This window comes from Cellulomonas sp. P1_G12_2 (genome assembly GCF_056405535.1).
On sequence record NZ_JBFUBX010000001.1, the window covers coordinates 1,249,889 to 1,273,483 of the forward strand.

A 23,595-nucleotide genomic window follows, 5' to 3' on the forward strand; every position below is an offset into this window, starting at 1 on the left:
CTCGAGGGTGGAACATCGACTGTTGGCCGGCTTTCGAGCTGGTGGCGACCTAGTACGCCAGGCCCTWCGGGGTTCTGGGTGGGAACGGTSSGCTGCTGGGGAGGGGTCGGCTGGGCACGCTGTTGGGTCCTGAGGGAACAGCCGGAAGGTTGTTCGTTCAGGGTCGCTACGCACGCGGTCTRCACCTGAGGGTGTGGGGCGGGTGCGGGTGGCTGCGGGCTGGTACCGCTCAGTCAAACCGCCGGCATGGTCCACACCTTGGTGTGGGTGGTGCGGGTAGGTGCTGGGGTGAGGGTGGCAGTTTCCCGGTCGTAGCTTGAGAACTGCACAGTGGACGCGAGCATCTTTTTTGAATGATTTTTGTGGTCAAGTTTATAAGGGCACAGGGTGGATGCCTTGGCACTAGGAGCCGAAGAAGGACGTTGTAGCCTGCGATAAGCCTCGGGGAGTTGGCAAACGAACCGTGATCCGAGGATGTCCGAATGGGGAAACCCCGCACGAGTCATGTCGTGTGACCCGCACCTGAATATATAGGGTGTGTGGAGGGAACGGCGGGAAGTGAAACATCTCAGTACCGCCAGGAAGAGATATTCCGTGAGTAGTGGCGAGCGAAAGCGGATCAGGCCAAACCGTGTACGTGTTCAAGCCGGCAGGCGTTGCGTGCACGGGGTTGTGGGACCTTTCCGTTGGATCTGCCGATCCGACAGGGAGTCAGAAAGTCGCGTCATAGTCGAAGGGCATTGAAAGGCCCGGCACAGAGGGTGTGACCCCCGTAGACGAAATGGCGTGGCCTCCCGAAGGGGATCCCAAGTAGCTCCGGGCCCGAGAAACCTGGAGTGAATCTGCACAGACCACTGTGTAAGCCTAAATACTACCTAGTGACCGATAGCGGACAAGTACCGTGAGGGAAAGGTGAAAAGTACCCCGGGAGGGGAGTGAAATAGTACCTGAAACCGTGTGCCTACAATCCGTTGGAGCCTCCCTAGCAGGGGTGACAGCGTGCCTTTTGAAGAATGAGCCTGCGAGTTAGTGGTACGTGGCGAGGTTAACCCGTGTGGGGAAGCCGTAGCGAAAGCGAGTCCGAATAGGGCGTCTCAGTCGCGTGCTCTAGACCCGAAGCGGAGTGATCTAGCCATGGGCAGGTTGAAGCGCGGGTAAGACCGCGTGGAGGACCGAACCCACCAGGGTTGAAAACCTGGGGGATGACCTGTGGTTAGGGGTGAAAGGCCAATCAAACTCCGTGATAGCTGGTTCTCCCCGAAATGCATTTAGGTGCAGCGTCACGTGTTTCTTGCCGGAGGTAGAGCTACTGGATAGCCGATGGGCCCCACCAGGTTACTGACGTTAGCCAAACTCCGAATGCCGGTAAGCCAGAGCGTGGCAGTGAGACTGCGGGGGATAAGCTCCGTAGTCGAGAGGGAAACAGCCCAGACCACCAGCTAAGGCCCCTAAGCGTATGCTAAGTGGGAAAGGATGTGGAGTTGCACAGACAACCAGGAGGTTGGCTTAGAAGCAGCCACCCTTGAAAGAGTGCGTAATAGCTCACTGGTCAAGTGATTCCGCGCCGACAATGTAGCGGGGCTCAAGTATACCGCCGAAGCTGTGGCATTCACATATCAGCTCAGCGCACCTTCGGGTGTGTTCAGGCGTGTGGATGGGTAGGGGAGCGTCGTGTGGCGAGTGAAGTCGCGGGGGAACCCAGCGGTGGACGCCACACGAGTGAGAATGCAGGCATGAGTAGCGAATGACGGGTGAGAAACCCGTCCGCCGAATGATCAAGGGTTCCAGGGCCAGGCTAATCCGCCCTGGGTAAGTCGGGACCTAAGGCGAGGCCGACAGGCGTAGTCGATGGACAACGGGTTGATATTCCCGTACCGGCGAAGAACCGCCCATACCGAGCCCGGTGATGCTAAACGCCCGAGACGTCACATCGTCCCTTCGGGGACACCGTGGCGTGGAGCGCGTGACCCGAACCGGTAGTAGGTAAGCGTATTAACAGGGGTGACGCAGGAAGGTAGCCAAGCGTGGCGATGGTAGTCCACGTCCAAGGTCGTAGGGCGAGGTGTAGGCAAATCCGCACCTCATATAGCCTGAGAGCTGACGGTGACCGCGAATGCGGGAATCTGGTGATCCTATGCTGCCAAGAAAAGCCTCGACGCGAGGTTCTAGCCGCCCGTACCCCAAACCGACTCAGGTGATCAGGTAGAGAATACCAAGGCGATCGAGAGAATCGTGGTTAAGGAACTCGGCAAAATGCCCCCGTAACTTCGGGAGAAGGGGGGCCTGAAGCGTGAACCGACTTGCTCGGGGAGCGTGAAGGGCCGCAGAGACCAGGGAGAAGCGACTGTTTACTAAAAACACAGGTCCGTGCGAAGTCGCAAGACGATGTATACGGACTGACGCCTGCCCGGTGCTGGAAGGTTAAGAGGACGGGTCAGCCGCAAGGCGAAGCTCAGAATTTAAGCCCCAGTAAACGGCGGTGGTAACTATAACCATCCTAAGGTAGCGAAATTCCTTGTCGGGTAAGTTCCGACCTGCACGAATGGCGTAACGACTTCTCCGCTGTCTCAACCGCGAACTCGGCGAAATTGCACTACGAGTAAAGATGCTCGTTACGCGCAGCAGGACGGAAAGACCCCGGGACCTTTACTATAGCTTGGTATTGGTGTTCGGTGCGGCTTGTGTAGGATAGGTGGGAGACTGTGAAGCCGGCACGCCAGTGTCGGTGGAGTCAACGTTGAAATACCACTCTGGTCGCTCTGGATATCTAACCTCGGTCCGTGATCCGGACCAGGGACAGTGCCTGGTGGGTAGTTTAACTGGGGCGGTTGCCTCCTAAAATGTAACGGAGGCGCTCAAAGGTTCCCTCAGCCTGGTTGGCAATCAGGTGGCGAGTGCAAGTGCACAAGGGAGCTTGACTGTGAGACTGACAGGTCGAGCAGGGACGAAAGTCGGAACTAGTGATCCGGCGGTGGCTTGTGGAAGCGCCGTCGCTCAACGGATAAAAGGTACCCCGGGGATAACAGGCTGATCTTGCCCAAGAGTCCATATCGACGGCATGGTTTGGCACCTCGATGTCGGCTCGTCGCATCCTGGGGCTGGAGTAGGTCCCAAGGGTTGGGCTGTTCGCCCATTAAAGCGGTACGCGAGCTGGGTTTAGAACGTCGTGAGACAGTTCGGTCCCTATCCGCTGCGCGCGCAGGAAACTTGAGAAGGGCTGTCCCTAGTACGAGAGGACCGGGACGGACGAACCTCTGGTGTGCCAGTTGTTCCGCCAGGAGCACGGCTGGTTAGCTACGTTCGGAAGGGATAACCGCTGAAAGCATCTAAGCGGGAAGCCTGCTTCAAGATGAGGTTTCCATGCCCCCTTGAGGGGTGAGAGGCTCCCAGCTAGACCACTGGGTAGATAGGCCGGATGTGGAAGAGGGGACTAACGACCCTCGCAGCTGACCGGTACTAATAAGCCGACAACTTCACCACTTCATTCATTTGTTGCTACGCGTCCACTGTGCGGTTCCCGAGAGACGAACGGGAACCCGTTTGACAACTCGACAACGTTACGGCGGTCATAGCGAAGGGGAAACGCCCGGTCCCATTCCGAACCCGGAAGCTAAGCCCTTCAGCGCCGATGGTACTGCACTCGCCAGGGTGTGGGAGAGTAGGACGCCGCCGGACATCATTCAGAAAGAGCCATCCCTTCGGGGGTGGCTCTTTCTGTTTCCCGGACAGCTGCGTGCGGGTTCTCGGGCTGTCCTCTGAGTGCGTCGGTGCAGGTCAGAGGAGTGCCTCGACGGTGTCGGCGAGCGCCTCGACCGAGAGCTGGCCGTCGAGAACGAGCGTGGCTCCGCGCCGTAACAATGGTTCGACGGTGGTGACGTATTCAATGATCTGCGCGCGGTCGGCCGCATTCCTTCCGTAGGGGTTGGTCGTCCGCGTGGCGACGCGTGCGAGCAGGACGTCGAGCGGTGCAGTGAGCAGGACGACGTGCTCGAAGCGGTCGTAGAAGCGGCCCTGGTTCTCGACGGTCCCGGAGATGACGATGTCGTGGTGAGCGGCGAGCAGCTGCGCCATCCGCGGTTCGTCCCACGTGCCGTCGGGCAGCTGCCAACCGTCGTGGTCGGTGTCCACGGTCCGGTGTCCCCGCGTGCTCAGTGCTGCGAGCAGAGTGGATTTCCCCGCGCCGGACATGCCTGTCACCAGTACCCGCGCCATGGGATCGACCGTAGCGAGAAAGGGCCCGCACCGAGTGGTGCGGGCCCCTTCTCGTCTCGACTCCGCGTAGTGGGTCAGCCGGCCTCGAACACGACGACGCCCAGCGGGGGGACGCGGATCGAGGCGGAGTAGGGCCGACCGTAGTGGGGCTCGGGCAGGGCCTCGATCTCGCCGAGGTTGCCGACGCCGGATCCGCCGTAGGCCTCGGAGTCGGAGTTGAAGATCTCGCGCCACCGGCCACCGCGGGGCAGTGCCAGGCGGTAGCCCTCGTGCGGGATGCCGGCGAAGTTGACGACCACCGCGACGGGCGGGGAGTCGTAGCCCTTGCGCAGGTAGGCGAGGGTGTTGCGGAAGGCGTCGTCGGAGTCGATCCACTCGAAGCCGTCGGGCGTGTGGTCGAGCTGCCAGAGCGCCGGTGTCTCCTTGTAGACCCGGTTGAGGTCCGCGACGGAGCGCAGGACGCCCTGGTGGGCGGGGTCGTCGAGCGCGTGCCAGTCGAGGGAGCGCGACTCGGCCCACTCGGTCTGCTGCGCGAACTCGGAGCCCATGAAGAGCAGCTGCTTGCCGGGGTGGGTCCACTGGTAGCCCAGCAGCAGGCGGACGCCGGCGAGCTTCTGCCAGTGGTCGCCGGGCATCCGCTCGTACAGCGAGCCCTTGCCGTGCACGACCTCGTCGTGGCTGATGGGGAGCACGAAGCGCTCGGAGTAGGCGTAGACCATCGAGAAGGTGATCTCGTTGTGGTGGTAGCGCCGGTGGACGGGCTCCTCGGCCAGGTAGCGGAGGGTGTCGTTCATCCAGCCCATGTTCCACTTCAGGCCGAACCCGAGGCCGTTGCCGTCGGTGGGGGCCGTGACGCCTGGCCACGCGGTCGACTCCTCGGCGATCATCATGATCCCCGGGGTGCGCCGGTAGGCGGTGGCGTTGGCTTCCTGCAGGAACGAGATGGCGTCCAGGTTCTCGCGGCCGCCGTACTGGTTGGGCCGCCACTGCCCGGGCTTGCGGGAGTAGTCGAGGTAGAGCATCGAGGCGACGGCGTCGACCCGCAGGCCGTCGACGTGGAATTCCTCGAGCCAGTAGGTGGCGTTCGCGACGAGGAAGTTGCGGACCTCGGAGCGGCCGAAGTTGAAGACGTAGGTGCCCCAGTCGGGGTGCTCGCCCAGCAGGGGGTCCGGGTGCTCGTACAGCGGGGTGCCGTCGAACTGCGCGAGCGACCACTCGTCCTTGGGGAAGTGGGCAGGGACCCAGTCGACGATGACGCCGACTCCCGCCCGGTGCAGCGTGTCGACCAGGTGGCGGAAGTCGTCGGGGTGGCCGAACCGGGAGGTCGGCGCGAAGTACGACGAGACCTGATAGCCCCAGGAGCCACCGAACGGGTGCTCGGCGACGGGCAGCAGCTCCACGTGCGTGAAGCCGAGGGAGACGACGTGCTCGGTCAGCTGGACGGCCAGGTCGCGGTAGGACAGCCCGACGCGCCACGAGCCGAGGTGGACCTCGTAGACGCTCATGGGCGCGGTGTGGGGGTCGCGGGAGCTGCGGGCGGTCAGCCAGTCGGCGTCGGACCACTCGTAGTGGGACTCGATGACGACCGAGGCGGTCGCGGGTGGGATCTCCGTGCCCTGCGCCAGGGGGTCGGCCTTCTGGCGCCACGACCCGTCGTTGCCGAGCGCCTCGAACTTGTATCGCGCGCCGGCGCCGACGCCCGGGGCGAAGATCTCCCAGACGCCGCTGTCGCCGAGGGAGCGCATGGCGTGGGACGCGCCCTGCCAGTAGTTGAAGTCACCGACCACGCGCACGGCGCGGGCGTTCGGTGCCCAGACGGCGAAGGCCGTGCCCGCCACGTCCCCGAGCTCGCCCGGGTAGCTGCGCGTGTTGGCGCCGAGCACGGTCCACAGCTGCTCGTGCCGGCCCTCGCGCACGAGGTGGCGGTCCAGCTCCTGCACCGTCGGCAGGAAGCGGTAGGGGTCGTCGACGACGGAGGCGTGGCCGTCGTAGGTGACCTCGAGCCGGTAGTCCGGGACGTCCGCGCCGGGGAGCACCGCCACCCAGATGCCGTCCTGCTCGTGCCGCGCGGCGACCCGTGACGTCGACGTCGTGACGACGACGGACTCGGCCAGCGGGCGCAGGGTGCGGATGGTGACGCCGCCCCCTCCGACGTGGGGGCCGAGGACGTCGTGCGGTGAGTAGTGGGCCCCATGGGCGACGGTACGAAGGGTGTCGACGTCGACGGGGACCGGGGACGGGCTCATGCCCCTACCCAACCACCCGCAGGGTGCGAGCGCAGGACGGTCCTCCGGGTGACCTGCGTCTCAGGCGTCGTCCCGAGGGGCGGTGGTCGTCGTCCCGCGTGCCACGAGCCGCGGGAGCGGGGCCGTGTACGAGCGGACGGTGCCCGAGGCGAGCAGGTTGAGGACGCAGTCGGCCACCTGGACGCCCATGGCGTGCACGTCGAGGCTCATGGCCGACAGGGCGGGGTGGGAGAGCCGGCAGAGGGCCGAGTCGTCCCAGGCGAGCAGGGAGAGCCGCTCGGGGACGGCGACGTCCATCTCGTGCGCGACGCCGAGGCCCGCGACGGCCATGACGTCGTTGTCGTAGATGATCGCGGACGGCGGCGTCCCGCGACCGAGCAGGACCCGGGTGGCCCGGGTGCCGGACTCCTCGCCGTAGTCGCCCTCGACGACCACGCCGTGCGCCCCGAGGCGGGCGCACTCGCCCATGAACGCGTCGGTGCGGGCCTGGGTGTGGGCGAGGTGGCGCGGGCCGCTGACGCGGGCGAGGCGTCGGTGGCCGAGGCCGACGAGGTGGGTGACCGCGGTCCGCATCGCCTGGGCGTTGTCGATCCACACGTTCGCGAACGGCAGGTCCGGGCGTGGTCCGCCGACGACGACGGTGGGGATGCCGAGCTCCTTGAGGACGTCGAGCCGGGCGTCCTCGAGCGCCACGTTGACCACCACGACGCCGTCGACGAGCTTGCCCTCGCCCCAGCGACGGTAGGTGCGGATCTCGGCGTCGTGGTCGGGCACGACGTGCAGGAGCAGCGACCGTCCCTCGACCGCGAGGGACTCCTCGATGCCGCCGATGAGCTCCATGAAGAACGGCTCGAAGCCGAGCATCCGGGCGGGCCGAGCCAGGACCAGGCCCACCGCGTCGAGACCATTCGCCATGGTCGCGAGCGTACCTGCGGTGGGCGTCCGGTCAGGCCCGCGACTGGGTGAGGTCACGCGCACCGAGCCGTCGCACCACCACGTCGTTCGCCGACCGGAGCACCGGCGCCCGCGTGAGCTCGGCGGGGTCGAACGCGCCGCGGGTGCGCACGTGGAACGACGCGGTGGTCCCCGCGGGGATGTCGACGAGGGCGGTGTCGACGATCGCGTCGGGGTCGACGCGGTCGACGAGCAGCGTGACGTCCCGCGCGAACGAGCTCGCCGTGACGTCCACGCGGAAGCCGTCCTGCACCGGCGTCGCCGACGCGCGCAGCGGGGCCGGGTCCAGGTCGAGGTCGACGTCCTCGACCCAGGTGTGGACCGCCTGCAGCGTGCCGAGCCGCACGACGAGCACCTCCTGCGCCGCGTCGTCGGGCTTCGCGACCGTGGTCGGCAGAGCGAAGTGCCCGACGGACCACGCCCCGACGGCCAGCGCGAGGTTCTCCTCCGCCAGCACCGTGCCGTCGAGCCGCTGGCGGGAGAGCCGGACGGTGCCCTGCCAGATGGCGGGGGTCTCGTTGACGACCGCCAGGACCTCACGGCCGTCGCGGGGCTGCACGGTGAGCAGGCGCGTGGCGTACGCGGTGCGCAGGGCGTACCAGAGGGGCTTGCGGCGCTCGTCGCCGTCGATCGCCGACCACGAGGTCACGGGCCAGCAGTCGTTGAGCTGCCAGACGATCGCGCCCGCCGTGCGGGGCCACCAGGAGCGGTAGTGCTCGATGGCGAACTGGACGGCGCGCGCCTGGTTGAGCTGGGCGGCCCAGTGCCAGTCGGCGAAGTCGTCGGGCACGCCCAGGTGGGGCTCCATGCCGCGGTCGAGCTTGCCGTTGCCGTCCTCGGCCTTCTGGTGCAGCAGGAACGCGGGGTCGTCCTTGGTGAGCGGGCCGCCGTCGACCGCGTGCACCGCACGGGTGAGCGTGGCCCAGGCGGGCGGTCCCTGGAACCCGAACTCCGAGCAGAAGCGCGGGACCTCGTCGCCGTAGACGCGGTAGTCGACGCGGTTCCACACCTCCCACTGGTGGTGGGTGCCGTGGTCGGGGTCGTTGGGGTGCACGTCCGTCAGGGCGTGGCCGGGGGAGTAGGGGCTGCCGTCCGCGTACGGCCGCGTCGGGTCCAGCTCGGCGACGATCCCCTTGAGCAGCTCGGTGGCGTACCGGAAGCCCCAGGTGCGGCCCTGCAGCTCCTCCTGCCAGCCCCAGTCGAGGAAGCCCCACAGGTTCTCGTTGCCCCCGTTCCAGAGCACCAGGGACGGGTGCGGGGTGAGGCGGGCGACGTGCTCGCGGGCCTCGGCCTCGAGCTCGTCCCAGAGCGGCTGCTCCTCCGGGTAGGCGGCGCACGCGAGCAGGAAGTCCTGCCACACCAGCAGGCCGCGCTCGTCGCAGAGCTCGTAGAAGTCCTCGGACTCGTAGATCCCTCCGCCCCAGATGCGCAGCAGATTGAGGTTGGCGTCCACCGCCTGGTCGAGCCGGTGCGCGAGGCGCTCGCGGGTGATCCGGGTGAGCAGGTGGTCGTCGGGGATCCAGTTGGCGCCCTTGACGAAGATCGGGCGTCCGTTGATCCGGAACGTGAAGGCGGTGCMGTCCTCGTCGGTGCTGGTGTCGAGCTCGACCGTGCGGAAGCCGATCCGCCGGGTCCACGTGTCCAGCGGCTCCTCGGAGTCGGGCTCCGCGAGCGCGACGACGAGCTCCGCCAAGGGCTGCGCTCCGTGGCCGACGGGCCACCACAGCGGCGCGTGCGGCACCTCGAGGGTGACGACGGCGGTGTCCTGGGTGCCGGGCACGGTCACCGTGAGGTCGGCGCCGGCCACGTGCGCGCGCACCGTGACGGGTCGGTCGCTGCCGGGCAGGCCGGAGCGCTCCACGTCGACGTGCACCTCGACGTGGCCCGTACCCGCGGCGTCGACCGTGACGAGCGGGCGGACGGCGGCCAGGCGCGCCACCGTCCAGCGCTCGACGCGGACCGGTCGCCACAGCCCGGCGGTCTGCAGGTCCGGCCCCCAGTCCCAGCCGAACGAGCACGCCATCTTGCGGACCATGTTGAACGGCTGCTGGTACGCCAGCGGGCGCGGGCCGAGGCGTGCGGCCTCGGCCTCCGCGTGCACGAGCGCCGAGCTCAGGAGCACGCGCAGGCGCTGCGTGGTGGGGCGCACGAGGCTGCGCACGTCGAACCGGTAGGAGCGGTGCTGGTTGGCCGTGCGACCGATCTCGTGGTCGTCGAAGGTCAGCGTGGCGACCGTGTCGATGCCGTCGAACACCAGGTCGACGCGCTCGTCGTCGGCTGCGGGCGCGAGGTCGAGGTCGCGCTCGTACACCCAGTCGGCGCGGCGCATCCAGGCGAGGTCCTCCTCGTGGCGGTCGAGGTACGGGTCGGGGATCAGACCCGCCTCGAGCAACGCCGTGTGGCTGGTGCCGGGGACGCGCGCACGCACGCGGCGTCCGACGAGCTCCGCCGGGACGGGGCCGGCGACGGCGGTCAGCGTCCAGCCGTCGTACAGGTCCTGGGTGTGCATGGTCGAGCTCCTGGGGTCCGGGGGTCCGGCGCGTGTCCGCCGCATCCTCGCGACGCACGTCGTCGGCACCCTCAGGAGGGGCCGATCGTCTGGCAAGTACCCTGGAGTCATTCTTAGACAACTGAATAAAGTAAGTCAATGACGCGCGCACGTAGCGTGGAGCCGCACGCTCGCACCGACCTGGAGACACGCCCGTGACCGACGCCCTCACGCCCCCCGACCTGCTCCACCTGCGCGCCTCCGGAGTGAGCGTGGTGGTGGACCTCACCGGCGGCACGCTGCCGCGGATCCTGCACTGGGGGAGCGACCTCGGCGACCTCGACGAGGCAGCCCTCGACGCGGCGCGCAGCGCCTGGCGGCCCGTGGCGCACGGGTTCCCGGTCGACGGCGAGGTGGAGATCGCGGTGCTCCCGCAGGAGTCCGCCGGCTTCCTCGGGACGCCGGGTCTCGTCGGGAGCCGGGCGGGGCAGGACTTCTCGACGCAGTTCGCCGTCCGCACGCACGAGGTGGCGACGACCGACGACGGGACGCAGCGACTCACCGTGGACGCGGCCGACGCCGCCGCCCGCCTGGCGCTCACGCTGGTGCTCGAGCTGACCGCGCAGGGTCTGGTCCGGCAGCACGCGGTGCTGACCAACGAGGCGGACGACGTCTACGGGCTCGACGGGCTCCTCCTCACGCTCCCCGTGCCGGCCACCGCGACCGAGCTGCTCGACTTCTCCGGTCGGTGGGCACGCGAGCGCAGCCCCCAGCGCACCGCCTTCACGCACGGGACGCGGCTGCGCGAGAACCGCCGCGGGCGCACCGGGTACGACTCCGCGTTCGTGCTCGTCGCCGGCACCCCCGGATTCGCGAACCGGACCGGCGAGGTCTGGGGCCTGCACACGGCGTGGTCCGGCAACCACCGGTCGCTCGCCGAGCGCAGCCACTACCACTGTGGCCTGCTCGGCGGCGGCGAGCTGCTCGGGTCCGGCGAGATCCGGCTGGCCCGTGGGGAGTCGTACACCAGCCCGTGGGTGTACGGGTCGTGGGGGGTGGGACTCGACGCGCTCGCCGGGCGGTTCCACGCCTGGATGCGGGCGCGTCCGCAACACCCGGCCACGCCCCGGCCCGTCACGCTCAACACGTGGGAGGCCGTCTACTTCCAGCACGACCTCGGCCGGCTGACCGCGCTCGCGGACGCCGCGGCCGCGGTCGGTGCCGAGCGCTTCGTGCTCGACGACGGCTGGTTCGGTGACCGTCGCGACGACACCCGCGCTCTGGGGGACTGGTACGTGTCCGCCGACGTGTGGCCCGACGGGCTGCACCCCCTGGTCCAGCACGTGACCGGGCTCGGGCTGCAGTTCGGCCTGTGGGTGGAGCCGGAGATGGTCAACCCCGACTCGGACCTGGCCCGCGCGCACCCCGACTGGATCCTGCGCGTGCCGTCCCGGCTGCCCCGGGAGGCGCGGCACCAGCAGGTGCTCGACCTGGCCGTCCCCGAGGCCTACGCGTACCTCCTCGAGCGCCTGGACGCGCTGCTCACCGAGTACCCCATCGGCTACCTCAAGTGGGACCACAACCGGGACCTGGTCGACGCCGGCCACGGGGGAGCCCCCGGCGTGCACGGACAGACGCGCGCGGTCTACCGGCTGCTCGACGAGCTGCGTGCGCTGCACCCCGGCGTCGAGATCGAGTCCTGCTCGTCCGGCGGCGCGCGGGTGGACCTCGAGATCCTGCAGCGGACCGACCGTGTGTGGGCGAGCGACTGCATCGACGCGCTCGAGCGCCAGCAGATCCAGCGCTGGACCAACCTGCTGATCCCGCTCGAGCTCATCGGCGCGCACATCGGGTCCGGGCACGCCCACAGCACCGGCCGCCGGCACGAGCTGCCGTTCCGGGCGGCGACCGCGCTGTTCGGGCACCTGGGGATCGAGTGGGACCTCCAGGAGGCCGACGACTCCGAGCGGGCCGACCTCGCCGCGTGGATCGCGCTCTACAAGGACCTGCGGCCCCTGCTGCACTCCGGGACGGCCGTGCACGCGGACGCGGTCGATCCCGTGCTGGCCGTGCACGGGGTGGTGGCGCCTGACCGGGCGGACGCGCTGTTCGCGATCGCGATGACGGGCCGGTCGACGAACACCGCCCTGGCGCGCGTGACGCTCCCGGGGCTCGACCCCGACGCGCTCTACGACGTGCGTCCGCAGGCGCCGGGCGACGCGGTCGACCATGCCCCCGCCTGGTGGACCCCGCAGGGCGTGCGGCTGCCGGGCCGCCTGCTGTCGGGTGTGGGCCTCGAGGCGCCGCTGCAGCTGCCGGAGCGCATCGCCCTGGTGCGAGCCACGCGGGTGTGAGACGGGGATGGGGGCAGCCGGACCGGCTGCCCCCATCCGTCACTTCGTCGCGCCCGAGGTGAACCCGTTGTAGATGTACCGCTGCAGGAACAGGAAGAGCACGAGGATCGGGATGATCGTGATGACCACCCCCGCCGAGATGACCTCCCACTGCGAGCCGTACGGCCCCTTGAAGTCGAACAGCGTCGTCGAGATTGGCCGCAGCTCCTTCGAGGGCAGGTAGAGGAACGGCAGGTAGAACTCGTTGTAGATCGCGATGCCCTTGATGATCACGACGGTCGCGATCGCCGGCTTCAGGTTGGGCAGGATGATCTGGAAGAAGATCCGCAGGTGCCCGGCGCCCTCGATCATCGCGGCCTCGTCCAGCGACTTCGGGATCGCCCGGATGAACTGCAGGAAGATGTAGATCGAGATGATGTCGGTGCCCATGAACAGCAGGATCAGCGCGAAGCGGGAGTCGTAGAGGCCCAGCCCGTTGATGATCTGGAAGGTCGCCACCTGCGTCGTGACGCCCGGGACCAGCGTGGCGAGCAGGAACAGCCCGAGCACCGCGGAGCGCCCGGCGAAGCGGAACCGGTCGAGCGCGTACGCGGTGGCCGCACCGATCAGGATCGTGCCGACGATCGCGGCGGCGAAGATGAAGACGGTGTTGCCGAAGGCCGCGAGCATGTTGCCGCGCGTGAACGCCGTGACGTAGTTCTCGACGTTGCCCCAGCTGGCCGGCGGGGTCATCGGTCCCGTCGCGAGGAACTCCTGACCGGTCTTGAACGACCCGAACAGGATGAGGCCGAGGGGCAGCAGCATCGCGATCGACGCGATGACCAGGGAGACGTACTTCGCGGTGCTGGTGGCTGCGCGGATCATGTGAGGTCCACCTCCTCGTCGGGGATCACTCTGCGCTGGATCCAGGTGACGATCAGGACGATGAGCAGGAGCACGACGGCCATCGCCGACGCGAGACCGACCAGGTTGCGGTTGAACGCCATCCAGACCGTGCGGATGACGAACGTCTCGGTGCCGTTGGCGCCGCCCGTCATGACGAACGGGACCTCGAACACCGAGAGCGAGCCGGAGATCGCGAGGATGAGCGACAGGCCGATGATGGGGCGGATCGACGGCAGGATGATGTACCGGAACTGGTGCCACCGGTTGGCGCCGTCGAGGTCCGACGCCTCGTAGATCTCGGAGTTGATCGACTGGATCGCGCCGAGGAACATCACGAAGTTGAGACCCATGTAGCGCCACACGGACACCCCGGCGAGCGAGAAGTTCGCGACGTCGGGGTCTCCGGTCCACTGCTGGACCAGGCTCTCGAGACCGGCCGTCATGAGGACCGTGTCGAGGCCGCCACCCGGCTTGAGGAAGTTGAGGAAGATCAGGCCGATCGCGACGCCGTTGATCAGGTACGGGAAGAACAGGATGCCCTTCCACAGGTTCTTGAACCGGATCTTGAACGACAGGATCGTCGCGAAGTACAGGGCGAGCGCCATCTGCACGAACGAGGCGACGAAGTAGTAGAGCGAGACGTAGAAGACGCGGACGTTGTCCGGGTCCGTGAAGACCTCGACGTAGTTGTCGAAGCCCACGATGTTCTTGGTCTTGTCGAGTCCGTCCCAGTCCGTGGCCGAGTACCAGAACATGTTGATGACGGGGACGAACGTCAGGAGAAGCAGGAGCCCGACAGGGATCAGCAGGAAGTAGTACGGCGTCAGCCGGCGATACCACGCGGTGCCGCGGCCCGCACCGCCCCGGGGCTTCCGGGGGGTGCGGGCCGCGTCGGACTTCTGCGCGGCCGCCGTCGTCGGGTCGGACAGACCCGAAGGAGCGGTCGTCATGGGAGCAGCCTCAGCTTGCCGACGCCCGACCCTCGGCCCACTGGGCGTTGAGGTCGTCGAAGATCTGCTGCTTGGTGCGGGCGCCGGAGCGGGCGTCGTCGATGTTCTTCTGGCGGAACTTCGGGTCCGTCGTGACGATGCCGGACGCGGTGTCGATGTCGGCGAACAGGGACTCCTTGCCCTCGGGCGCGGCGTTCAGCGTGATGAGCTCGACCTCCGCGACGAAGCCCTCGAGGGCCGCCGGGACGGCACCGTCGATCAACGGGGACAGGCCGGCCTGCGACTCCGAGAAACCGGACTCCTTGTTGAACCAGTCGATCCACGCACGCGCGGTCGCCTTGTTCGTCGAGTTCACGTTGATGCCCAGGTTGTAGTCACCGCCCGCGACGGAGTGGAACTTGCCGTCGACCTGGACCGGCGTGGGTGCGTAGGCGATGTCGTCGCCGCTCGCGCCGGCAGCCTCCGCGGCGGCCGCCATCTGCGGGATCGCCCACGAGCCGAGGACCATCGTCGCGACCTCGCCCGTGCCGAGCAGTCGCTTCGACTCCTCCCAGTTGGTCGTCGTCGGGTCGGCCTCCGTCAGGCCCTGCGCGACGGCGTCGTAGACCACGCCGTCGACCACGCCGTAGTCGCTGTCCTCGGTCCACGGGGTGTCCGACTCGACGATCTTGTTCTTCCAGTCGGGGTCGGCCGTGACGGCACCGAGCCAGCCGTCCCACTGCGACAGCGGCCAGCCGTCCTTGTAGTTGGTGTAGAGCGGCGCGATCTCGACGCCGTTGTCCTTGATGGCCTGGAGCGCCGCGAGGAACGCCTCGGGGGTGTCGGGGAACTCGGTGACCCCGGCCTCCTCCCACACGCGCTTGTTGTAGACGAAGCCCTGGACGTTGCCCACCACCGGGATGCCGTACGACTTGCCCTCGAAGGACTTGTCGTTGATCCAGCGGTACTCCTTGCCCAGCTCCTCCTGGTCGCCCAGCGGCTCGAAGAAGTCGCCGAGCTGGTCGGGGGTGACCGAGCCAGGGATGGCGAGCACGTCGCCGTAGTTCTCGGTGTTCATGCGCGTCTTCACCTCCCCCTCGTAGTCGGTGAGGCCCTCGATCTTGACCTCGGTGACCTCGGGGTACGAGGCCTTGAACTCCTCGACGTACGTGTCGAACGTGCCGTCCTCCACGAGGTCGGTACGCCACGTCAGGACGGTGATCTCCCCGGAGGGGGTGCCGTCGTCGTTGGCCTCGTCGTCGCCGCTCCCGCCGCCGGAGCATGCGCTGAGGGCGAGGATCGAGCTGGCGGCCGCGATCGCCATGAGGCGTGTGCGTCGCTTCTGAGGGAACATCGTTGATCCTCTCGTCGTGCCGGCACCTCCGCGTGCCGACCGGGGGTCTGATGAGGCAGAGCGGCCCGGTGTCGAGCCGCTGTGCTCCGTGTGGCATTCTTAGGCAAGTGAACAAAGTAAGTCAACGGGCGTGTCGTGGGCATGGGCGTCCGTTCCCGGATCGTTATGGTGTGCGACGAGGGGGACACCCCATGGAGGAGGACGGGTGAGCGGCTCCCAGCCGGGTCTCGGCGCCGCGCACGCGAGCAGCCGGTCGGCGATCCTCGACCTCATCCGGGCCGCCGGCACGATCAGCCGCGTCGAGCTGACGCGCGCGACCGGTCTCACCGCAGCCACCATCTCCACCGTCGTCCGCCGGCTCATCGACGACGGCCTCGTGCTCGAGGTCGGCCGCGCCGAGTCGACCGGTGGCAAGCCCCGCATGCTCCTGCAGCTGGACCCGTCGGCGCGCTACGCCATCGGCGTCCACCTGGACCACGCCGGCATCACCTACGTCATCGCCAACCTCGGCGGCGCGATCGTCGCCCGCTGGCGTCGGCCGGGCGCGGGCTCGGACGACCCGCGGGAGGTCGTCGCCCGCATCGCCGCGGAGATCCGCACGACCGTCACGCGCGTGGGCGTCGACCCGGCGCGCATCCTCGGGCTCGGTGTCGTCTCGCCCGGTCCCATCTCCGCGTCCACCGGCATGACCCTCACCCCGCCGGTGATGCAGCGCTGGACCGAGTTCCCCCTGGGCGCCGCGCTCGAGGAGGCCATCGGCCTGCCCGTGCTGCTCGACAACGACGCCACCGCAGCGGCGATCGGCGAGTACTGGTCGGGCGGCATCTCGACCGGCTCGGCGTTCGCCGCGCTCTACATGGGCACCGGGATCGGCGCGGGGATCCTCGTCGACGGCACGGTGTACCGGGGCTCCAGCTCGAACGCCGGGGAGGTCGGGCACATCTGCGTCGACCTCGACGGCCCGGAGTGCTGGTGCGGCAACCGCGGGTGCGTCGAGGCGCTGGCCGGACCGGCCGCGGTGGTCGCGGCCGCCCGGGACGCGGGCCTCGAGCTCGCCGGCCGGAACGTCGCGGAGAACTTCGGCTCCCTCGCGCGCGCCGCGAGCCGGGGCGAGGCCCTCCCTATGGAGCTCCTGCAGCGGTCGGCGCGCTACCTCGGGGTCGCCGCGCAGACGCTCGCCAACGTGCTCGACCTCGAGCTCGTCATCCTCACCGGACCCGCGTTCGCGCTGGCGGGGTCGCTGTACCTGCCCGAGATCGAGCGTCGGCTGGGGCAGTCGTTCTTCGCCCGCGGCAGCCACCCGGTGCGGGTGGTCATCTCCTCGAACGCCCCCGAGGCCGCGGCCGTCGGAGCCGCTGCGCTGGTGCTGCAGAGCGAGCTGGCACCGCGGCAGGTGGGCGTGCGGATGCCGCTGGAGCTGCCGCTCGAGGTCACCGCGGGCTGATCAGCTGGTCAGACGCTCGAGCCCCGCGATCGGGATCGGGAGCCACGTCGGCCGGTTGCGGGACTCGTACACGGCCTCGTAGAGCGTCTTGTCCAGCTCCAGCGCGCGCAGGAGCGTCTGGTCCCCGCCGCCGTACCCGCGCAGCAGGCCGGCGCGGGCGTCGGCCGTCCAGCCTGCGGCGTCGGCACCCGTCAGCCCGCCGACGGCCGCGGCGTAGTCGATCGAGCGCAGCAGCCCGGCGACGTCCCGCAGGGCGAGGTCAGGGCGCGTCCGCTGGGCGAGGGGCGCGAGGGGCTCACCCTCGAAGTCCATGATGAACCAGGCGTCGTGYGACCGGAGCACCTGGCCGAGGTGCAGGTCGCCGTGGACGCGCTGGCGCGGTGGTGCCGACGAGAGCGCGCGGACCTCGGCGACGACGGCCGCGACACCGTCCGCGAAGCGCGCCAGGGCCGGCACGGCGGACAGCGCCCAGGAGTACCGGGCGGCCACCGCGCGGGCCACCTCCTCGGGGCCCTGGTCGGTGTCCTCGACGCCGTAGGCCGTCACGAGCGCGTCGTGCATCGTGGCGGTGATCGCACCCAGCTCGTCGGCCAGCTCGGCGAACGAGTCGCCGCGGCCCGCGTAGGCGCAGGCCAGCTCGAAGCCGTCCTCGGCCGCGTCGACGAACGCGGCGAGCACCCCGAGGTAGCCGGTCACCGGCTCGCCGTCGTGACCGGGCCACTCGGCCTGCAGCCAGGCCAGCGGCGCGGGGACGTGCTCCCACCCGACGTCGACCAGGTGGCGCGGGACGTCGACGTCGGGGTTCTCGCCCGGCGCGACCGCGCGCAGCACCTTGAGGATGCCCGGCCGTGCGCCCGGCAGGATCACCGAGGTGTTGGACTGCTCGCCGGAGACGAGCCGGGCCGCGGACACGTCGACGTCGGCCCCCGGACCGTCCGCGGCGGCGAGCCACGCGCGCAGGAACGCCGGGTGGTGCGCGCCGTCCAGGACGGTGCGACCGTCCAGCGTGCCGAGCGCGTCGGGGGAGGGCTCGTCCGTGAGGACCAGCGGCACCTGCAGGACCGCGTCGATCGATCCCGCCCGGACGCGGACCAGCAGGACGGTCACGTCGGGGGCGAACGGGAGGGACGCCACCGCCGACAGCTCCGCGACCTGACCCTTGGCGGGGAACCAGCGGCGGGTGGGCAGCCACTGGCGCAGCACGTCCAGCAGGCGCGCGGCGTCGGGCGAGGTGCGGGCGGTCAGGCTCACGGGGCGGTCAGCTCCAGCCAGTAGAAGTCGCGCGACCCGAGCGTGAACGACGCGGTGCCGTCGGGCCGGATCGAGGCGAACGGCGCCCCGCCGAACACGTCGTGCACCGACCAGCCGGCGCGGTCCTTCAGGGTCACCGTGGCAGCGCGCGCGGTGGACGCCATGTTGGCCACGACGAGGATCGTCTCGTCGGCCGTGCGCCGGCAGAACGCCAGCACCGAGTCGTTGTCGCAGGCCAGCACCTCGAAGTCGCCGGCGCCGAGCGCCGGGTGCTGACGCCGCACGGTGAGCATGCCGTGCACCCAGTGCAGCAGGGACGTCGGCTGCGCCAGCTGGGCCTCGACGTTGGTGTGGCTGAAGTGGTGCACCAGCGACTGGACCAGCGGGAGGTAGAGCTTGCCCGGGTCGGCGGTGGAGAAGCCGGCGTTGCGGTCCGGCGTCCACTGCATCGGCGTGCGGACGGAGTCGCGGTCGGGCAGCCAGATGTTGTCGCCCATGCCGATCTCGTCGCCGTAGTACAGGCAGGGGCTGCCGGGCAGGCTGAGCAGCAGGGCGTGCGCGAGCTCGATCTCCTTGCGGGAGTTGTCCAGCAGCGGGGCCAGGCGGCGGCGGATCCCGACGTTGGCGCGCATCCGCGAGTCCGGCGCGAACCAGCCGTACATCGACGCGCGCTCCTCGGTGGAGACCATCTCGAGCGTGAGCTCGTCGTGGTTGCGCAGGAACGTGCTCCACTGGGCGCCGTTGTTCGGGATCGGCGGGGTGTCGGCCAGGATGTCGATGATCTGCGTCGCCCGCTGGTCGCGGATCGAGTAGTAGATCCGGGGCATCACCGGGAAGTGGAAGCACATGTGGCACTCCGGCTCCTCCTCGGTGCCGAAGTAGTGCACGACGTCCTCGGGCCACTGGTTGGCCTCGGCCAGCATGATCCGGCCCGGGAACTCCTCGTCGATCATCTTGCGGACCTTGCGCAGGAACGCGTGCGTCTCGGGGAGGTTCTCGCAGTTGGTGCCCTCGGCCTCGAACAGGTACGGCACCGCGTCGAGGCGGAACCCGTCGACGCCGATGCCCAGCCAGTACCGCCCGACGTCCATCATCGCCTCGACGACGCGCGGGTTCTCGAAGTTCAGGTCGGGCTGGTGGCCGAAGAACCGGTGCCAGAAGAACTGCCGCCGCACGGGGTCGAAGGTCCAGTTGGACGTCTCGGTGTCGACGAAGATGATGCGGGCGTCCGGGTACTTGGTGTTGTCGTCGCTCCACACGTAGAAGTCGCCGTACGGACCCTCGGGGTCCGAGCGGGACGCCTGGAACCACGGGTGCTGGTCGCTGGTGTGGTTCATCACCAGGTCGACGACGATCCGCATGCCGCGCGCGTGCACCTGCTCGATGAGCTCGGTGAAGTCGGCCATCGTGCCGTACTGCCCGGCGATCGCGGTGTAGTCGGCCACGTCGTAGCCGCCGTCGCGCAGGGGGCTCGGATAGAACGGCGGCAGCCAGAGGCAGTCGATGCCGAGCCACTGCAGGTAGTCGAGCCGGTCGATGAGGCCGCGCAGGTCGCCGCTGCCCTGGCCGGACGAGTCGGAGAACGTGCGGAGCATGACCTCGTAGAACACCGCGGTCCGGTACCACTCGCGATCCTCCGTGAGACCCCCGGGGGATTCGACGGGGTGCGGCATCGCGGGCAGACGGTGGCCGGGCAGCACGATCTGCGCGGTGGTGGGCGCGGGCTCGCGGGCGTGCCGACCGGTGGGAGGCGTCTCGGTCACGGTGCCACCAGGTTGACCACGTGGGCGGCCCGGATCATCGGGTCGAGCCGGACGAACACCGACGGGCCCCAGTCGTAGGTCTCGTCCGACAGGACGTCGTGCGCGACCACCGGCCGGTTCGGGTCGAGGCCGTACGCGTGCAGGTCGAGCTGCACAGAGCCCTCCCGTGCGTTCCACGGGTCGAGGTTGACGATGACGACGATGGTGTCGGCCCGGCCGGTCGGGGAGTGCTCGGCGTCCAGGTGCTTGGAGAACGCGACGAGCGCGTCGTCCGACGTCGGGAGCACCTTGAGGTTCCGCAGCTGTTGCAGGGCCGGGTGCGTGTGCCGCAGCTCGTTCAGGCGGCCCAGCAGCAGGTTGATGCCGATGGCGTCGGCCTTGGACCAGTCGCGCGGCTTGAACTCGTACTTCTCGTTGTCGATCTGCTCGTCGACCCCGGGCCGCGGCACGTCCTCGACCAGCTCGTAGCCGGAGTAGATGCCCCAGGTCGGGGCGCCCAGGGCGGCCAGCACCGCGCGCACGGCGAACCCGCGGACGCCCGTGGCCTGCAGGTACGGCGGCAGGATGTCGTGCGTGGTCGGCCAGAAGCTGGGCCGCATCCACGCGCCCTGCTCGCCCGAGACCTCCGCGAGGTACTCGTCGATCTCGTCCTTGGTGTTCCGCCAGGTGAAGTACGTGTACGACTGGTGGAACCCGATCTTGGCCAGGGTCTGCATCATGGCCGGCCGCGTGAACGCCTCGGACAGGAAGATGACGTCGGGGTGGTCGGCCCGCACGGACCGCAGGATCCGCTCCCAGAAGTCGAGCGGCTTGGTGTGCGGGTTGTCGACGCGGAACAGGGTGACCCCGTGGTCGATCCACACCTGCAGGACCCGGCGGATCTCGGTGTAGATGCCCTCGGGGTCGTTGTCGAAGTTCAGCGGGTAGATGTCCTGGTACTTCTTCGGCGGGTTCTCCGCGTACGCGATCGTCCCGTCGGCCCGCGTGGTGAACCACTCCGGGTGCGAGGTCACCCACGGGTGGTCGGGCGAGCACTGCAGCGCGATGTCCAGGGCCACCTCCATCCCGTGGCCCCGGGCGGCGGCGACGAAGGCGTCGAAGTCCTCGAAGGTGCCCAGCGAGGGCTCGATGGCGTCGTGCCCGCCGGCGGGGGAGCCGATGGCGTACGGCGAGCCCGGGTCGCCCAGGTCCGCGAACAGCGAGTTGTTGGGGCCCTTGCGGTACTTCTCGCCGATCGGGTGCACGGGGGTCAGGTAGACCACGTCGAAGCCCATGCCGGCGATGCGGGGCAGGTCGAGCGCGGCGGTGCGCAGCGTGCCGGAGTGCCACTTGCCGATCTCGGGGTCGTACCTGGCGCCCTGCGAGCGGGGGAAGAGCTCGTACCAGGACCCGGCGAGGGCGAGCGGACGGTCGACGACCAGCGGGTACGCCGCCGACCGCGTCACGGACTCCCGCAGCGGGTGCGCGGCCAGTGCCGCGTGCACCTGTGCCGACAGCCCGGCGGAGAGCCGGTCGCGCGGGGTGTCGCGGATGTCGCGCAGGCCGATCACCGCGTCCGTGAGCACGCGGGCGGCCGCCCGGGGCATCGCGTCCTTGCCGGTGCGGGCCGCCGCGCGCTCGAGCAGGAGGGCGCCCTCGGCGAGCATGAGCTCGACGTCCACCCCGGCCTCGACCTTGATGGTGGCGTCGTGCACCCAGGTGCCGTACGGGTCCGACCAGCCCTCGACGCGGAACGTCCACTCGCCGGTGCTCGTCGGGACGAGGCGGGCCTCGAAGCGGTCCAGGCCGGGCGCGATGTCGACCATGCGGGCGCTCGCGCGGTCGACGCCGGCGGGGTCGGTGAGCACCGCGGTGGCCGCCACGGCGTCGTGCCCCTCGCGGAACACCGTGGCTCGGACGGGCACGGCTTCACCGACGACGGCCTTCGCCGGGAACCGTCCGGCTTCCGCGACCGGGGAGACATCGACGACGGGAATGCGGCCGACGGAGGTGCCCAGGGGCACGGGGCTGATCGTCACGCTCCCGAACCTATCCGTTGGTCCAGGTCGGGGGCATCCGCAGCGCCGACTACGCGCCGAGCGCGCGGCCCACCGTCCGACCCGTGAACAGGCAGCCGCCCAGGAACGTCCCCTCCAGCGCGCGGTGGCCGTGCACGCCACCGCCGCCGAAACCGGAGGCCTCGCCCACGGCCCACAGGCCCGGGAGCACCTCGCCGTCGGGGCGCAGGACGCGACCTTCGAGGTCGGTGTGCAGCCCGCCCAGGGTCTTGCGGGTGAGCACCGAGAGCCGCACGGCGAGCAGCGGCCCGTGCTCGGGGTCGAGCAGCCGGTGCGGCTTGGCCACGCGGATGAGCTTGTCGACGACATACCGGCGGGCCATCGCGGTGGCCACCACCTGGGAGTCCTTGCCGAGGCCGGTCTCCACCTGGCGGTCCCGCGCGACGATCGTCCGCTCCAGCGCGTCCGCGTCGATCCGGCCGGTGCCCGACAGCGCGTTCATCTTGGCGGCCAGCTCCGCGGGCGTGTCCGCCCAGAGGAACTCGTCGGACTTCTCCGCGAAGGCCTCGACCGGCCCGACCGCACCGGGCTTCACGCGCTCCAGCAGCAGCGACACGTCCTTGCCGGTCAGGTCCGGGTTCTGCTCCGAGCCGGACAGCGCGAACTCCTGGCCGAGGATGGTCTTGTCCAGCACGAACCAGGAGTGGTCGTCGCCGCGCTCGGTGACATGCCGCAGCGCGCCGAGCGAGTCGAAGCCGGGGAACAGCGGGGCGGGGAGGCGGTGCCCGTCGGCGTCGAGCCACAGGCTGCTCGGCCCGGCGAGGATCCGGATGCCGTGCTGCGACCACACCGGCGAGTGGTTGGTGATGCCTTCGGGGTAGTGCCACATGCGGTCCTCGTGCACGACGGCCGCGCCGGACGCCTTCGCGGCGGCGATGCCGGAGCCGTCCACGTGGTCCGGCACCCCGGCGAGCATCCGCGCGGGCAGCCGGCCGGCCGAGGCCGGCCACGTCGAGCGCACCAGGTCGTGGTTGGCGCCGATGCCCCCGGTGGCGACGACGACGGCGGCCGCGAAGATCTCGAACGGCGCAGCCACCTCGCGGGAGCTGGGCACCGCGCGCGCCACGGGGTCCGCGACGAGCACGTCACCCCGCACGCCGGTGACCCGGCCGTCGGTCGTCACCAGGTCGGTCACCTTGTGCCGGAACCGCACGTCCACCAGGCCGTCGCGGCGGGCGTCGAGCAGGGCGCGGACGAACGGCTCCAGGATGCCCGGCCCGGTGCCCCAGGTGATGTGGAACCGCGGGACCGAGTTCCCGTGCCCGTCGGCCAGGTACCCGCCCCGCTCGGTCCACTGGACCAGCGGGAACCAGCGGACGCCCTTGGCGTGCAGCCACGACCGCAGGTCACCGGCGGCGAAGTCGACGAAGCCCTCGGCCCACGCGCGGCCCCACCGGTCGGAGCCGTCGGCCGCGAAGTCGGCGGACCCCAGCCAGTCGGCGAGCGCCAGCTCCGCGGAGTCCTTGACGCCGAGGCGCCGTTGCTCGGGGGAGTCGACGAGGAACAGGCCACCGAACGACCAGAACGCCTGCCCGCCCAGGCTCGCGGCAGGCTCCGCGTCCAGGAGCGTGACCCGGCGCCCGGCGGCGACCAGCTCGGCGGTGGCGACGAGCCCGGCCAGGCCCGCGCCGACGACCACGACATCGGAGTGCGTCATG

Annotated in this window: 13 protein-coding genes and 2 rRNA genes; 4 read left to right on the forward strand and 11 right to left on the reverse strand. The window is 69.5% G+C overall.

What is annotated here, in order from left to right; all coding sequences use genetic code 11:
* Positions 1-364 precede the first annotated feature (364 nt).
* Both AC1DXT_RS05990 and rrf read left to right on the forward strand, forming a co-directional pair.
* Positions 365-3,480 (forward strand): 23S ribosomal RNA (locus tag AC1DXT_RS05990).
* A 78-nt stretch (positions 3,481-3,558) separates the two neighbouring features.
* Positions 3,559-3,675 (forward strand): 5S ribosomal RNA (gene rrf, locus AC1DXT_RS05995).
* 99 nt (positions 3,676-3,774) lie between these two features.
* Here rrf and AC1DXT_RS06000 read toward each other — a convergent pair.
* The 4 genes from AC1DXT_RS06000 to AC1DXT_RS06015 form a co-directional block, all read right to left on the reverse strand.
* Positions 3,775-4,212 carry an AAA family ATPase gene (locus AC1DXT_RS06000; RefSeq protein WP_477060422.1) on the reverse strand — a complete coding sequence of 146 codons (438 nt, stop codon included), beginning with the start codon at positions 4,210-4,212 and terminating at the stop codon, positions 3,775-3,777.
* A gap of 74 nt (positions 4,213-4,286) precedes the next feature.
* On the reverse strand, positions 4,287-6,458 hold the full coding sequence (gene glgB / locus AC1DXT_RS06005; RefSeq protein WP_477060423.1) for a 1,4-alpha-glucan branching protein GlgB: 2,172 nt from the start codon (positions 6,456-6,458) through the stop codon (positions 4,287-4,289).
* Positions 6,459-6,518: 60 nt separating this feature from the next.
* On the reverse strand, positions 6,519-7,373 hold the full coding sequence (locus tag AC1DXT_RS06010) for a LacI family DNA-binding transcriptional regulator (protein ID WP_477060424.1): 855 nt from the start codon (positions 7,371-7,373) through the stop codon (positions 6,519-6,521).
* A gap of 31 nt (positions 7,374-7,404) precedes the next feature.
* Entirely contained in the window at positions 7,405-9,921 is a 2,517-nt protein-coding gene (locus AC1DXT_RS06015) for a glycoside hydrolase family 2 protein (RefSeq protein ID WP_477060425.1), read from the reverse strand.
* A 194-nt stretch (positions 9,922-10,115) separates the two neighbouring features.
* Here AC1DXT_RS06015 and AC1DXT_RS06020 point away from each other — a divergent pair, with 194 nt between their 5' ends.
* On the forward strand, positions 10,116-12,254 hold the full coding sequence (locus AC1DXT_RS06020; RefSeq protein ID WP_477060426.1) for an alpha-galactosidase: 2,139 nt from the start codon (positions 10,116-10,118) through the stop codon (positions 12,252-12,254).
* Positions 12,255-12,293: 39 nt separating this feature from the next.
* Here the strand turns inward: AC1DXT_RS06020 and AC1DXT_RS06025 are convergent, their stop codons facing one another.
* The 3 genes from AC1DXT_RS06025 to AC1DXT_RS06035 are packed head-to-tail and all read right to left on the reverse strand — an operon-like array spanning position 12,294 to position 15,422.
* Positions 12,294-13,118, reverse strand: coding sequence for a carbohydrate ABC transporter permease (locus AC1DXT_RS06025; protein WP_477060427.1), 825 nt, complete (start codon positions 13,116-13,118; stop codon positions 12,294-12,296).
* Positions 13,115-14,089 carry a carbohydrate ABC transporter permease gene (locus AC1DXT_RS06030; RefSeq protein WP_477060428.1) on the reverse strand — a complete coding sequence of 325 codons (975 nt, stop codon included), beginning with the start codon at positions 14,087-14,089 and terminating at the stop codon, positions 13,115-13,117. Before AC1DXT_RS06030 ends, AC1DXT_RS06025 begins: the two co-directional genes overlap by 4 nt.
* Positions 14,090-14,099: 10 nt before the next feature.
* The gene (locus AC1DXT_RS06035) at positions 14,100-15,422 is read right to left on the reverse strand and encodes an ABC transporter substrate-binding protein (RefSeq protein ID WP_477060429.1); all 1,323 of its coding nucleotides are present in this window, start codon (positions 15,420-15,422) and stop codon (positions 14,100-14,102) included.
* A gap of 205 nt (positions 15,423-15,627) precedes the next feature.
* Between AC1DXT_RS06035 and AC1DXT_RS06040 the strand changes: the two genes are divergently transcribed.
* Positions 15,628-16,866 (forward strand): ROK family transcriptional regulator, encoded by a 1,239-nt coding sequence (locus AC1DXT_RS06040; RefSeq protein ID WP_477060430.1) that lies wholly within the window; start codon positions 15,628-15,630, stop codon positions 16,864-16,866.
* On the opposite strand, the gene AC1DXT_RS06045 is transcribed toward AC1DXT_RS06040, so the two are convergent.
* The 4 genes from AC1DXT_RS06045 to AC1DXT_RS06060 form a co-directional block, all read right to left on the reverse strand.
* Positions 16,867-18,117, reverse strand: coding sequence for a maltokinase N-terminal cap-like domain-containing protein (locus AC1DXT_RS06045; RefSeq protein WP_477060431.1), 1,251 nt, complete (start codon positions 18,115-18,117; stop codon positions 16,867-16,869).
* A complete protein-coding gene (gene treS, locus AC1DXT_RS06050) occupies positions 18,114-19,790 on the reverse strand; it encodes a maltose alpha-D-glucosyltransferase (RefSeq protein WP_477060816.1) in 1,677 nt (558 codons plus the stop codon). Before treS ends, AC1DXT_RS06045 begins: the two co-directional genes overlap by 4 nt.
* 86 nt (positions 19,791-19,876) lie before the next feature.
* Positions 19,877-21,898, reverse strand: a complete 2,022-nt coding sequence (locus AC1DXT_RS06055; RefSeq protein WP_477060432.1) for an alpha-1,4-glucan--maltose-1-phosphate maltosyltransferase — start codon at positions 21,896-21,898, stop codon at positions 19,877-19,879.
* Between the two features lie 49 nt (positions 21,899-21,947).
* Positions 21,948-23,594, reverse strand: coding sequence for an FAD-binding dehydrogenase (locus AC1DXT_RS06060; protein ID WP_477060433.1), 1,647 nt, complete (start codon positions 23,592-23,594; stop codon positions 21,948-21,950).
* Position 23,595: the final 1 nt, after the last annotated feature.